The organism is Paenibacillus barengoltzii G22, from assembly GCF_000403375.2.
Classification (GTDB): Bacteria; Bacillota; Bacilli; order Paenibacillales; family Paenibacillaceae; genus Fontibacillus; species Fontibacillus barengoltzii.
The window spans coordinates 491,657-505,551 of the sequence record NZ_KE159653.1 but is presented as its reverse complement, the minus strand read 5'-3'; the positions used below and the strand labels follow the sequence as shown (position 1 = coordinate 505,551).

General features: G+C 44.8%; 10 protein-coding genes. 4 read left to right on the top strand and 6 right to left on the bottom strand.

The window, feature by feature from the left end:
• Positions 1–39 precede the first annotated feature (39 nt).
• Positions 40–2,625: an adenosylcobalamin-dependent ribonucleoside-diphosphate reductase gene (locus C812_RS10605; RefSeq protein WP_016312658.1), complete on the top strand. Its 2,586-nt coding sequence runs from the start codon at positions 40–42 to the stop codon at positions 2,623–2,625.
• Between the two features lie 75 nt (positions 2,626–2,700).
• On the opposite strand, the gene C812_RS10600 is transcribed toward C812_RS10605, so the two are convergent.
• The 4 genes from C812_RS10600 to C812_RS10585 form a co-directional block, all read right to left on the bottom strand.
• The gene (locus C812_RS10600) at positions 2,701–3,786 is read right to left on the bottom strand and encodes a Ger(x)C family spore germination protein (RefSeq protein WP_016312657.1); all 1,086 of its coding nucleotides are present in this window, start codon (positions 3,784–3,786) and stop codon (positions 2,701–2,703) included.
• Positions 3,783–4,874 carry a GerAB/ArcD/ProY family transporter gene (locus C812_RS10595; protein ID WP_016312656.1) on the bottom strand — a complete coding sequence of 364 codons (1,092 nt, stop codon included), beginning with the start codon at positions 4,872–4,874 and terminating at the stop codon, positions 3,783–3,785. The genes C812_RS10600 and C812_RS10595 overlap by 4 nt, the downstream gene beginning before the upstream one ends.
• An 18-nt stretch (positions 4,875–4,892) precedes the next feature.
• Positions 4,893–6,347, bottom strand: a complete 1,455-nt coding sequence (locus tag C812_RS10590; protein WP_016312655.1) for a spore germination protein — start codon at positions 6,345–6,347, stop codon at positions 4,893–4,895.
• Positions 6,348–6,498: 151 nt separating this feature from the next.
• Entirely contained in the window at positions 6,499–7,263 is a 765-nt protein-coding gene (locus tag C812_RS10585; RefSeq protein WP_016312654.1) for an SDR family NAD(P)-dependent oxidoreductase, read from the bottom strand.
• Positions 7,264–7,374: 111 nt separating this feature from the next.
• Between C812_RS10585 and C812_RS10580 the strand changes: the two genes are divergently transcribed.
• Entirely contained in the window at positions 7,375–7,767 is a 393-nt protein-coding gene (locus tag C812_RS10580; RefSeq protein WP_016312653.1) for a MerR family transcriptional regulator, read from the top strand.
• Between the two features lie 410 nt (positions 7,768–8,177).
• Here C812_RS10580 and C812_RS22260 read toward each other — a convergent pair whose 3' ends face one another.
• Positions 8,178–8,573: a hypothetical protein gene (locus tag C812_RS22260; RefSeq protein ID WP_016312652.1), complete on the bottom strand. Its 396-nt coding sequence runs from the start codon at positions 8,571–8,573 to the stop codon at positions 8,178–8,180.
• A gap of 144 nt (positions 8,574–8,717) precedes the next feature.
• On the opposite strand from C812_RS22260, the gene C812_RS21525 reads away from it, so the two are divergent.
• Entirely contained in the window at positions 8,718–10,697 is a 1,980-nt protein-coding gene (locus tag C812_RS21525; protein ID WP_208855752.1) for a M28 family metallopeptidase, read from the top strand.
• Between the two features lie 143 nt (positions 10,698–10,840).
• Here C812_RS21525 and C812_RS10570 read toward each other — a convergent pair whose 3' ends face one another.
• Entirely contained in the window at positions 10,841–12,280 is a 1,440-nt protein-coding gene (locus C812_RS10570; RefSeq protein WP_016312650.1) for an MFS transporter, read from the bottom strand.
• 691 nt (positions 12,281–12,971) lie between these two features.
• Between C812_RS10570 and C812_RS10565 the strand changes: the two genes are divergently transcribed.
• Entirely contained in the window at positions 12,972–13,880 is a 909-nt protein-coding gene (locus tag C812_RS10565) for an ABC transporter permease (protein ID WP_016312649.1), read from the top strand.
• The last annotated feature ends 15 nt before the right edge of the window (positions 13,881–13,895 follow it).

The window sequence follows — 13,895 nt, the reverse complement described above, 5'->3', positions numbered from 1 at the left end:
AATGGATACTCTGAATCAATTTTTAGGAGGGTGTTTTCTTTGAAAACTGTGCAAAAACAGCGCCTTGAGGGGCTAAGTGAGAAAATCTTCTTGGACCGGTACGCCTGGAAGGACGCAGATCCTAGCCACGCTAAAGTAGGCGATGTCGTACTTGTTCTGACGAAGGACGACCCCAAATTCCCGACGAAGGAAGTAGGGGAGGTTGTTGCCCGTGACGGTCGCAAGGTCACGGTGAAGACCCGCCGGGGAGATCTGGTGGAGACCGACGTCGAGAAGCTGACCCTCAATATCGAGAAAACGCCTGAAGAAATGTGGGACCGTCTGGCCAAAGCGATGGCTTCGGTAGAGGAGACGCCGGAGAAACAGAAGGAATGGGAAGAGAAATTCCGTTATATTCTGGATGATTGGAAGCTTGTTCCGGGCGGACGGATTGCAGCTGGCGCAGGTGCCAGCGATGAGTTAACTTTGTTCAACTGTTACGTTATTCCTTCGCCGAAGGACAGCCGGGGCGGCATTATGGAAACTCTGTCCGAAATGACCGAGATCATGGCTCGCGGCGGCGGTGTTGGGATTAACTTGAGCTCCCTTCGTCCGCGTCGTGCGATCGTTCGTGGCGTGAACGGCTCTTCCAGCGGTGCGGTTTCTTGGGGCGGCTTGTTTAGCTACACCACTGGTCTGATTGAGCAAGGCGGCAGCCGTCGCGGTGCGTTGATGCTGATGATCAATGACTGGCATCCGGATGTGCTGGACTTCATTACCGTGAAGCAAACGATGGGCCAAGTGACCAATGCGAACCTGTCGGTTTGCGTCAGCAACGCCTTCATGAAAGCTGTGAAGGAAGACCTCGATTGGGAACTGGTCTTCCCGGATACAACTTATGAGGATTACAACGAGGTGTGGGACGGCGATCTTGATAAATGGAGAGCTGATGGACGTAAAGTCATCCACTACCGTACCGTCAAGGCGCGTGAAATCTGGCATACGATCATCGAATCGGCTTGGAAATCCGCTGAGCCGGGCGTGGTCTTCATGGAATACTACAACCAAATGTCCAACAGCTGGTACTTTAACCCGATCATCTGTACGAATCCGTGCGGGGAGCAAGGGTTGCCGGGCTGGGGCGTATGTAACCTGTCGGCGATGAACTTGTCCAAGTTCTACGATGAAGAGAAACATGATGTCGCATGGGATGAACTGGCGACAACTACGCGTTATTCGGTTCGCTTCTTGGACAATGTCATCAACAAGACGCCTTATCATTTTGAAGAAAACGAGAAGAACCAGAAGAAAGAGCGCCGCGTCGGCCTCGGAACGATGGGTCTGGCCGAGCTGATGATCAAGCTGAACATCCGTTACGGCAGCCCGGAATCGCTGGAATTCCTCGATAAATTGTATGGCTTCATTGCGAAGGAAGCTTACTTGGCCTCTGCGGATATCGCAGAAGAGAAAGGCTCCTTCCCGGCATTTGAAGCTGATAAATTCCTGCAAAGCGGCTTTATGAAGAACATGACGGAAGTGTATCCGGAAGTTGGCGAAGCAGTTCGTACCAAAGGGATTCGCAACGTCACCATCATTACCCAAGCGCCAACGGGCAGCACGGGGACGATGGTAGGCACCTCGACGGGGATCGAACCGTACTTTGCCTTCAAATATTACCGTCAAAGCCGTCTCGGCTTCGACGAGCAATTCGTGCCGATCGCTCAGGAATGGATGGACGCGCATCCGGGCGAACCGTTGCCGGATTACTTCGTAACGGCGATGGATTTGTCTGCGGAAGATCATATCCGCGTACAAGCAGCCATTCAACGTTGGGTGGACAGCTCGATCTCGAAAACGGCCAACTGCCCGTCCGACTTCACGGTTGAAGATACGAAACGGCTGTATGAACTAGCCTTCGACTTGGGCTGCAAAGGCGTAACGATTTACCGTGACGGCAGCCGCGACGTGCAAGTTCTGCAAACCGAGAAGAAAGAGGAGAAGAAAGAGGAAGCACCAGCTCAAGCTAGTGCACCGGCAACTCCACAACCGGCAAGTGCTTCGGTTCAAGCTAGCAGCCCAAAAACCGGCGAACAATACAAGAGACGCCCGCAAGTGCTGCATGGAGCAACGTATAAAATTAACACGCCGTTTGGCATGGCTTATATCACAATCAATGACATGAACGGGACTCCAGGTGAGATCTTCTTGAACGTAGGGAAAGCGGGTTCTGACGTATTCGCGATGGCCGAAGCCCTTGGCCGCGTCTGCTCGCTGTTCCTGCGTTACGGCGACCATGGCGAGAAGGTTGAACTGCTGATTAAGCACCTCAAAGGCATCGGCGGAACGGGAGCCATCGGCTTTGGTCCGAACCGTGTAGAATCGATCGCGGACGCCGTCGCCAAAGCGTTGGAGACACATGTACAAAACGGCCCATACGGGGACCACGACCCGGCTCCGGTAGCCGCAACGGTTGCCCAAGAGACGGCGCACGTTCATGATACAGCAGACGGCTCGCATGGCGGCCACAACCACGGCAGCGCACCAGCCACCTCTCGGGACCTGTGCCCATCGTGCGGATCGGCCTCGCTGATCAACATTGAGGGCTGCAAAACTTGCAGTAACTGCGGATATAGTAAGTGTTCTTAAGCAATTCAATAACACCTTAGGTCAGGCGACTTTTGCCTGACCTTTTTTTGTTGTCAGAAGTATAACTTAATACCCCTATCTTCGTATGCCTTCCCCTACCACTTGAATATTAGCAACAGTCCGAAGCTTCAAATGGGGATAGTGCGCTTTCCAGGTGTCTTCCTCCCAATGCCGGGTCTTGCTCCGGACAAAGTCGCCTATGCCGAGCGGATCAATTTCATTTCGCTGGAACTTCCACATGAGTTCATTCCCTGAACGTTCTAAATTTTCCTTGAGTGCTTCGCGTACCTCTTCGATCGTATGTGAGGAAAAATTCTCACCATTCAAATCCGACACGGTGACCTTCATGTTCAGCATAATGTGGATTTCGTCCTGTTCTAGGTTATCCGTCGATCTTATGAGCTGATAGGTCGGCTTAGTCCGTATTAGTTGAACGGTGATAATCGTTCCGGTTGGCAACTTGACACTGATTCTGCCGTTATGTTTTTCCTCCAGGAGAAGCTTCAAGGTCGTCATTTCTTTCACATTAATGGACGTTATATACTTATCGTGTTTAAACAGAGCTAAGCCGCAAAGAGTGACTTTATGATCATCATCAAGTTTTATCAACGGCAGGAAGGGGTCTATGCCTCTCCCTAAGAGGGCGTACTCGAATAGATGAATGTCTTGCTTCGGAAGGTATCCGTATTCGATATTCTCCTCAAGTAATCTTTCTAGGAACATGCCTTTTACTTCTTTGCCGTTGAAGTCTGCATGCAGAAGCTCCTTCGCCGTCCCATCGACTACCGTTAGATGCATTTTTCGAGTCGATCTGCCATCCCGCAATATCACATCCAGATCTTTTTCCAGGCCCTGTGTTGCCACTTCCTTTCCATACAAGAACACCGTAGTTTTCGAGGGATAGATGCGTCGATTGATTTTCCTTTGCATCTTCTCAGTAATCTCTGCCTTGGTAGGACCTGCAAGCGTGATCACTTGATCCGATACCGTTTCTATATTTCCAGGGCTGAAAGATGGGAACGCGAAGGTCAGTTCGATTTCATTATTATCGACAAAATCCACCCCGCCTGTCAGCGGTAAGGCGATTCGATCCACAATCTCTTGATCCACACATGCGTTCATCAATAAGCAGCACAAAAATATCGGAATGAACTTGCTCATGATACTTTCCCTGCCTTTGACCGGATGAGATGCAGGATATATAGGAGAGGAATATATCCATACAGCAGATATAAGCTGAAGTTGGATAATATAGTTTGAATCTTCTCCATGATCTCATCGCTCGATAAGATACAAAAAATGGCAAGTACGATAATCAGGATGACCGGTACAGCATGTTTCTGTTTCATGTTGCTTACCGATTTCAGAATTCTGGCCGCCGACCATAGACATAAACAGACGATCGGCATAACCCGGAAAACATGGATGGCTGCCCCCATAAACTCGAACCGTTCGAGAAAAGGGAGTTGTACGAATTTAAATTTTGTCATGACAGGCCATATTTCCTTAGCCAGCTGTTCAGGCTTGAAGAGCAGAATGGAGAGAAACATCGATAACAAGTAGGTAACCGTCGTCGCAGCGTTTCCGGCATGGGCCCATCTTTGAGACTTTGGAGCATTTTTGACGAATATGTAATAAAAAAATAACAATTCAAAGCCCATATAGGAGAACGTGATAGGTTTGGATGCTTTGATAAGCTCTGCCACTGTATGTTCAAAAATGGGAGTCAGATTGCGAAAATGAAAATAGGGTGCTGAGAATACGAGTGTAAGCACCAAAACTTGGGTCGTCAGGGTGAAGGCGCAGATCCCTGCAATGGTGCGGATGCCGCCGGAAACAATGTAATAAACCAGCAGGAAAATCACGAAGCCGAGTACCCATTCGCTAATTTCAGGAAACAGCCAGGCTTGAACGAGTTTAATATACGAGCTCACTTGGAATGCGGCTGTTACCATGAAATAACAAAGAAACAGGAGGTTGAATACATGTCCTGTCCATTTCCCAAGCAATTGCTGATGAATTTGGATTAAGTCAGCGTTGCGTCGGGTCAATATTCTATACATCAGGAAAATAATAAGATGAACGCTTATCGCGCTTATTAGAACCGATATCCATACATCTTGTCCGGCCCATTGAATAGCCGGGGTAGGCATGGACAGGTAGCTAAGCCCATACTGAGAGGAATGGATCAATACCATGACATAAAAATCCGATACCTTGAAGCGATCCTGTATGGGTGGCGACTCCATGACATGTACCTCCTCTGTTCAATAATCGTCCGTATCCATCGGATTTTGGGACTTATTCCCTCTATTGTTTACTTTTGGTGTACGGAAGTAGGATGGGGGACGACCCATCTTGTCGAATTGCAGCCTTATGAGCGTATCGAAATGATCCTTCGAACGCCATGGGTAGAAAGGGGCCAGATAAGGCATTCCAAGTGATGTCAGCCTGATCAAGTGGGTTATAAGGAATAGGGTGCAAATGGCTATGCCGAGCACTCCCCATAAGTGAGCTGCAATAATAAACGGAAAACGTAATAGCCTGATCGTGGTGCTCATCCGAAAAACGGGAATCGTAAATGACGCCATCGCCGACGAGGCAACGATAATCAGCAAAATATTGCTTGTTAATGCCCCTTCCACAGCGGCAGTACTGAGTACAAGGCCCCCAACGATACTGATCGTCTGCCCGATCTTGGTCGGCAGTCTAGATCCGGATTCCCGGAGCAGCTCGATCACAAGCTCCATCAACAGAACCTCTACAACAGGCAAGAACGGAACATTCATTCTCGACGTGATGATCGTGGGTAAATACAAACTCGAGATGCTTTGGCTGTGATGGGTGACAATCGCTACATATAGAGAAGAAGCAAATATGGAAAAGACGATGGATACGATCCGAAGCAATCTTAAGGCAGAACCTACGATCCAAGGCAAGAAATAATCTTCGTAGGAGACAAAAAACAAACCTATATTAGCTGGTCCCAGTAACGCGGTAGGGGAGCCATCGAGCATAATACAGATTTGACCAACCGATATCGCCCAAGAAATTCGGTCAGGACGCTCCGTTCCGAGCAGCTGGGGGAAAATCGATTTCGAATTGTCTTCAATCATTTGTTGGAGGATCGTAATATCCGGGATAACTTTAAACTCTATATCCTCAATACGCTGTTTGATCGTTTCGATATTTTGTTGGTTGGCAACCCCTTCCATATAACAGATGGCCACTCTCGATTTAGACATATTGCCAATCTTTAGTTCGACAATACGCAGGTCAGGGACGGGAAGACGCTTGCGCACAATGTTGATATTGGTATCCAAGGATTCAACCAGCGCTTCCTTGGAGCCCTCCACTGTCGATTCTACTTCGGTTACGGTAACTTGACGCCCTTTGTCGGCGGTGGCATGAACAAGAAGACATTGGTGAGCCTCGAGTCCGCACTGAATAGCCACATATCCCCTTAACAGATTAGAGCGAATGGACTCCATATCGGAGGTGAGCTTCTTATCCGCAACAGGCATGATTGGTAGAAGCTGCTCCAATGTCAGCTCGGATTTGATGTGGACCAGGGTATCCATAATATGTTCATTTAGTACTTTTGAATCTACGATCGACTTGATATAACCTACATAATACGATTGCCCGCCAATCATGTGCTCATAACATTTGAAATCTGTTGAAAAATATAATTCCTTCCACATCGGAGGCACACGATCCATAACTGAACCCCATTTCTTATAACGTTAAACATTAACATTATTGGTACAGATGAGAGGGACTATTCCAATATTTCAATGGATATCATGGAAATCATCGGTCAAAATAAGAAATGAACCCGGTTTAATACCGGGTTCATTATAAACGGGCTGATTAAAGTTGCTGCCCACCAGATACTTCAAGACGTGTCCCATTTACCCATCCAAATTCATCTGTACATAAAGATGCAACAACCCCGCCAATATCATCGGCTTCCCCAACTCTGCCTAAAGCAATTTGAGAAGCAATAAATTCGCGCATGTGCTCATTATCTCGCACCGCACCTCCTCCAAAATCGGTTGCAATGGCTCCTGGAGCTACAACATTGACTCGAATCCCCCGTTTACCCCATTCTTTGGCCATATATTTCGTGAGAACTTCAATTGCACCCTTCATGGCTGAGTAAGCCCCAAACCCATCAATAACAAAACGTGTTAGGCCCGTTGAAATATTGATGACTCTTCCATTATCGGAAATGAGCGGGAACAACTTTTGGGAAAGGAAAAATACGCCTTTGACTTGCACGTTCATCAGATTGTCGAATTGCTCCTCCGTCGTTTCCATAATTGGAGCATGAACTCCAAAACCTGCATTGTTAACAAGAATATTGAATTGCTCGCGATCCCATTTTTCTTTTAGCAAAGTGGACAACTGCGATACAAATGTATCGAAAGAGGAAACATTCCCGGCATCCAATTGTAATGCTGCAGCTTTTTGGCCATTGTATTCAATCTCTTTAACGACTTTTTCAGCTTCTTCCTTCTTCGTATGATAAGTAATGATGACGTCAATTCCCTTGCGGGAGAGAGCCAATGCAGTATTTCTTCCTAGGCCTCTGCTGCCGCCCGTAACGAGTGCGATCTTCTGTGTTGAATTCATAATGTATTCTCCTTTGGATTGGTTTTATTTTGTCCCACTTGTTATCTTATTGCTCGTGGTCTATAGTGAGTATATTGGTTTGAGTTAACTCTAAGTCAAGGAGGAATTTTTTTGAATTACACCATTCATGAAGTTGCTAATAAATTTGGCCTGTCTACCCATACGCTCCGTTACTATGACAAAGAAGGTCTAATGCCATTTATAGGGAGAACCAAATCCGGTAACCGGGTATTTAGCGAAGCGGATCTCAATTGGGTGAAGATGGTTTGCTGTTTGAAGGATACAGGAATGCAAATTAAAGAAATCAAGAAATACGCGGATTGGTGTATGGAGGGCATGCGAACAATCGACGAAAGAAAAGCAATGCTCATTGAGCATCGCAAACAAGTCGTAAAGCAAATGGAAGAACTAAAGAAAAACCTGGAACTTATAGATTCTAAGATCGCAATCTATGATGATCCAGAGTTGGCCGAAAAGATGTACGGAGGCCTCGAGAAGTCATGAGTTGAGCGGCTGTATTCAAGGTCTGTTCAGAAGTAGTTTACCTTCCCTCAACTAGATACTAATTGCATCGCTCAAAGGATTCCAAACGGGCAGATAGTATGGGGGGAAGTGCCATTGAATGATCGGCTCTGTTCTACTTAATTGGAATTGCCATGGAGAACATAGACACCAACTGTTTTTCAGGTACTCTATGGCTTTTTCTAATCACAAGGAAAGAAATCAATTTCTGAAGAACTTTCAAAGTATAAAAAATAAGGATTTGCAATAAATGATCTCTTTTCTATCAGCATAAAGAAACCGCTTTTTCGAAAATGGTGATTCCAACAGACCATTTTCTAAAAAAGAACGGTTTCTTTGTGCAATCATTTAAAAGACATAGGCGTTTCTATAAGTATAATATACAAATCAGCTTAATTATGATTGTATTGATGAGTGGTTCTTATAAAATTGCCTTGTACTTGTTGTGATGCTCTACCGCAAGCACAACTGTATGTTTTGACTTCATACCAATTGGTAAGATTACAGTTTACTGCTTGTTGACTTCCATCCGGATTTTTAATGATTGCAGAATGTGATCCCCCGGAATATCCCACAGATTGAGTTCCGACAAGAACCAATCTATGTTGACCGTCAGCGTAGTAATCACAGGGTAATGCTTGTGGTTGAATGGTCATTTCAGGATTCAAGGATTGAGCGGATGATTGAATTTGAATAGGTGTAATCGCTTGCTCCTCTGCCGAAACTGAGCCGGCAAATCCTACTAGTAGAAAGAAAGTAGAAAAAATTAAAATGGTAAAATTTCTCATAAATTTCACCTCCTCCCAACTATATTATCACTTATTTACATTTATTTGTAAATATAAACTTACAAAAAAAGAAATTAATGGTATAATCTGAATAACAATAAAAATCGGAGGTTAACGTTTGTGAGAAACACGTCGTCCATAAATTTGTCAGCAATCATTGTTCTCATTTTGCTAGCAATCGCTCTTTTATTAAGTGGATGCTTTTACGCATCCCCTGCGACGGAAGAATTCGGGGTAGAAACTACAGTCAAGGAACTATCATCCCCAAAGCTTTTGGGAAGGTTGACGGGAACGGATGGAAATTTGAAAGCACAAAGCTTGATCGAAAATCATTTCAAAAGCCTGGGTCTAAAGCCTTTATTTTCAGATAGCTATTTACAGAGTTATTCCCATACGATGTTTCAACCGGATAAGCAGGAATTCACGCTAAACTTTCATTTAGAGGATGGATCAGTAAGGAGATTAACTTACGGCAAGGACTTTATGGAGCAAAGAGTCAATGAACGGTTTCATACTGTCTCTCCGCTCTCTTTTGATTTGCAAGACTCTCATATAGAACAGAAAATTGCGATAATCGAAGACAGCGCTAAACTCTCTCAAGCCTATGAACACAAACCTCTGGCAATCTTAAAACGAAGTGATACTTTTATGAAGCTCCTGCCTGAACCATCGGATGGTGTTCCGGTTTTACAGATCAGTCCTGATACGGCAGATTGGCTAAATCATCATCGTAAGGAAGTTCGAAATGTTGAAATCGGAATGAAATTACATGCTGAAGAAATTACCGCATCCAATGTTGTAGGATATCTTCCGGGAACACAGAGTGAGGAACATCGGCATGCCATCGTCTTGTCGGCACATTTTGACCATGTGGGTTGGGTAGGAACAGGGAAGGATAAAACGATTTATCAAGGGAGTTTGGACAATGCCTCCGGGGTTAGTGCCTTGCTGCAGCTAGCATCTATATTAAGTACTGTATCCGCGGCAGAATTCGAAAGCGACCTCATTTTTGCGGCCTTTAACGGAGAAGAATCCGGAATGCAGGGAAGTAAAGCATTCGTCAAGCAGTTAAGTGATAAATATGATCATGTGTATAACATTAATATTGACTGTTTGGGACTTAAGAATGGCAACAGAATGCTATTGGTCGGGAACCCATCGAGCCCTTTGCTTTCCGCTTTAAACACTTACATGACGAAACGGGGGATATCGTCAACAACCGAAGGAACCTATGGTGGGAGTGATCATCTTTCATTTTTGGAATCTGGTTTTGAAGCAGTCACCATTACACAGGAAAATATCCAAGGTTTCCATACAACTGACGATACCCCGGATCATCTCGATTTCAAGCTGCTTGATCAATATGTCGAGGTCTTATCCAATTTTATTCTGGAACAAGGGGATTCTCCTGAGTTTGTTCATGGTGATCAAACTGTTCAATCGCAAATCTCTCCACTCATGTCTGAACAACAGGCAACCATGAGTGAGCTGCTAGAACAAGCTGAAAAAGAGCGTGAGAGTTTGCGATTGGGAGAATACAAGCTGATAGGTCCGGATGAACAGCCGCTGTTGGTGATTGGATCGAATGAAACATTCACAGATAAAAGTTCTGCGGAACAAGCTGTGGTGGGCTTGATGTTGCCTGCGAAGATTGGTGAATATGCTTTTGGCTCCGCCATTGTCAACTTAACGTTTCCCAATACGGAGACCAACGATTTTAATGGCACAGAATTAAACAAAGTTTATAAATATAAATCAGAAATCACGACGGAAGATATCGAGGGATTGGGACTGATCTACAAAGACGATCATGGAAGAGGCGTCTCTATATCGATAAGTAAAACGAAATTCGACTTCGAAGGGCAAAACATAAGCGAATCAAAAAAGATATATAACGGTCACGAGTATACCGTCATATATACGCCTGAATATGTCATCTTATCAACCGAAGCAAACGTTCGCGGACAGCAATATTTTCTGCAAATTTATGGGGGGAAAGACCACCAGGTGGGCGGTGAAGGAACGTCGTTTGTGTTTAATTGGACAAGCGAAGACCTGCCGTTGGCGCTAAAATGGACGGATGGGATTGACTGGGGAGCGTTGATAGAAGGCATGGGCATTTAATGGATTCTCTATCCTAAAGAGGCTACCTCTCGGGTCAAAGTTAATGACCTTCTGAGGTAGCAGCTCTATATTGCAGCATGAATCGGCTATGCCAATAAGGCAGGCTGTCGTGGGTGAGTCTGTCGATTTCGGCAATCCATTAGTCATTTCGTAGGTTTGACTAATCTGCTACCCTGTTTATCATTCTTTAATCCGATACTTGCGATTAATGCGACGATCACTGCAATGGTAACCACCAGAAATGAATCGGAGTAGTTTACGACATCTAAACGATACATTGGGTTTAACGGAAAGTTAGCATCTCTCCGTGCATGCAGAAATGCTCCAACGAGGCTAGCTCCTGCTCCTGCCCCAAGATACAGTGCCCCCTGAAAGAATCCCATACCGACTCCAATCATATCCTTCTGAAGAACTTTTACAGCAGAATTCGTAGCGGGTGAATTAACTAAAGCAAAAGCTATTCCCGCCCCCATGACTCCCACTGAACTCATAATGGGGGATGCCCCTGAGGCAAATGTCGACAAGAAAAAAGTAGAACTTCCCATCACGATTAGTCCAGTGAAAATAAGCGATTTGGTCCCAACACGATCCGATATTCGGCCAACCCATGGCGAAAGGAGTGCAACAGCCGCGCCACCTGGTAAAAGTGTTAAACCTGCTTCACCAGGAGTGAGTTGGTTAACTTCCAAATTAAGCAACGGTACGTATACAAGGACTGCAAAATAGGAAAACGCAGACAAAAATGCTACAACCACGGAGCTCACATAGAATTTATTTTTGAATAAGTCCGGTCGTACGAATGGATTTCTTGCCACGCCAATACGCCAAATGAATCCAATCATGGAAATAAGGGAACCCAAAAGACTTCCTAATGTAGACAATGAGGTAAACCCTTGCGTTACCCCCAAAAGGAATAGTCCCACGGCAAGACCTAACAGAGCACCACCTGCCAAATCAAATCCTCGCCCGGCTTCATCTGCAGTTATCGGTTTATTTCCTGGCAGAGCAAAAATAGACCCGACTACAGTGAAGAGTGAGAGGATAAAGGTTATCCAGAATAAAGCAGGCCATCCCCATGTTTGGCCGACAACGCCGCCGAAGATCGGTCCTAAGGCTGTTCCTATACCAATACATCCCGCAATGACTCCTAGTGCGGTGCCGCGTTTCCCTTCTGCAAAAAACTTCGAAACCGCCACAACAGATAAGACCGGTATGGCAGACATTCCAGCTCCTTGAACCATCCGGCCGAGTACTAATACGGGCAGGCTAGGAGCAAGAACGCAGATCAAACTTCCAATGCTCAATACAAAAGTGGCAAAAGTGTACAGCTTTTTGAGTTCAATAAAATCCGACATTCGTCCGTATAGAGGAATACCAATAGCAAGTAGAAGTGTAATTCCAGTCACTACCCAACTCACTTGAACTGTCGAAGCTTGTAAGGATTCGCTAATGAGACCAAGAACAGGGTTCACCATATCCACCGTGATGGCTGCCAATAGGGAAGACAAGACAAGGACCATCATGAATAATTTTGTGGACACCCTATTTTGTACAGATTCATTTTGTTTTGACTTTGTTTTCATTTGGAAAAGCCTCCTAAAATATGTGATTGCTTATTTTAGGAGGCTTTGTCATCTGATTTCTTTACCACGTACATTCACCCTACCCACATGTGACAAAGGTTGGAGATAAAATAATAGACCTGCAGGGGCCGCTATTGTCATTTTAGGTCAGAAAAAAACGGTTTTTACGGAGACGATTTAAAACTTATGACATTATGACATTATTATGAAGCAACTGAGTCTGACAAACAAGAGCACGAATTCATGATAATCGTTAAATCTTAATTTTAATAGCTTCTCTAACACTTTAGCTCGTTGTCTCCATGAATCATTTAAAGATCCATTTTTCATTAGTTTACATCAATTTGTATATTGGAATTACTTCAACCTAAGCTGACAAGCTTAGGCTTTTTTCTACATTCAGAACTTATTACGTATATTTAATATGTCAAATAAAATGTTCCACAAAAATGAATATAAACGCCATTTAATTCCTAGAAATTTACACATTTTAAGCCTTGTAGGTTGGTTTTACAAAAAATATCTTGGAATTTTTCTTATAGCATATTGAATATATTCATTTATATCGAATATTATTAACACATAGAAAGAAAACGCTTGCAACTAAGGGGGGAGTCTATCGCAAAGTTAGCAGCTTAGGAGTACAAGTCACTAGAATCCATCCAACGAAGCTTTAGGAGGTGAACACAGCATGGGATCCAGCAAATTACGTAAAATTTGGTATTTCCGGCATATTTACTTGTTTTTGCTTCCGGCGATCATTTGGTATTTGATTTTTGCCTATTATCCGATGTACGGCATTTTAATAGCGTTCAAAGATTTCAAATACAATCTGGGTATATTAGGGAGCCCATGGGCTGGCTTTAAGTATTTCGAACAGTTCCTTAACGATTCCAGCTTTTATGATGTCCTCCGCAATACCTTGTCGATCAGCGCGCTTAAGCTGATTTTCGGATTTCCGGCGCCGTTGATTCTGGCTTTGATGCTCAATGCGGTGATGCACGGAAGGCTCAAAAGAGTGTTCCAAACGATTTCTTATTTGCCGCACTTCGTTTCGTGGGTTGTTGTTGTGACTTTGCTGCAAAAAATTCTGTCCCCGAACGTCGGGCTGATTAATGACATCCGGTATCAAATGGGGTTGGAACCGATCTTTTTTATGGGTAAGCCGGAATTGTTCTATCCGTTGGTCGTCATATCCGACATCTGGAAAGGGGTCGGCTGGGGATCGATCATTTACTTGGCTGCGTTAACGAACATTGATCCTCATTTGTATGAGGCGGCGGAAATCGATGGGGCCGGAAGGTGGAGTAAGCTGTTTAAAATTACGCTTCCCAGCTTGACGCCAACGATCGCGATCCTGCTCATTTTCTCGCTCAGCGGCATTCTGAACGCAGGCTTTGACCAGATTTGGCTGATGCAAACCCCGGCGACCTTAAGCGTGTCGGAGATATTAGACACTTATGTGCTGAAGACAGGACTCCAGCAAGGGCAATTAGCTTATTCTACTGCCATCGGTTTATTCAAATCAGCGATCTCACTTGGGCTCATTGTGCTTGTCAACTATATCTCCCGAAAAGTGAGCGAGGTATCGCTATGGTAATAAGCCAACGGCAAG

What these genes read in the sequence shown, in the direction of transcription:
- C812_RS10585 (WP_016312654.1), bottom strand. Translation starts at nt 7,263, where the DNA reads ATGAATTCAACACAGAAGATCGCACTCGTTACGGGCGGCAGCAGAGGC.
- C812_RS10600 (WP_016312657.1), bottom strand. Translation starts at nt 3,786, where the DNA reads ATGAGCAAGTTCATTCCGATATTTTTGTGCTGCTTATTGATGAACGCA.
- C812_RS10565 (WP_016312649.1), top strand. Translation starts at nt 12,972, where the DNA reads ATGGGATCCAGCAAATTACGTAAAATTTGGTATTTCCGGCATATTTAC.
- C812_RS10570 (WP_016312650.1), bottom strand. Translation starts at nt 12,280, where the DNA reads ATGAAAACAAAGTCAAAACAAAATGAATCTGTACAAAATAGGGTGTCC.
- C812_RS22260 (WP_016312652.1), bottom strand. Translation starts at nt 8,573, where the DNA reads ATGAGAAATTTTACCATTTTAATTTTTTCTACTTTCTTTCTACTAGTA.
- C812_RS10590 (WP_016312655.1), bottom strand. Translation starts at nt 6,347, where the DNA reads ATGGATCGTGTGCCTCCGATGTGGAAGGAATTATATTTTTCAACAGAT.
- C812_RS10595 (WP_016312656.1), bottom strand. Translation starts at nt 4,874, where the DNA reads ATGGAGTCGCCACCCATACAGGATCGCTTCAAGGTATCGGATTTTTAT.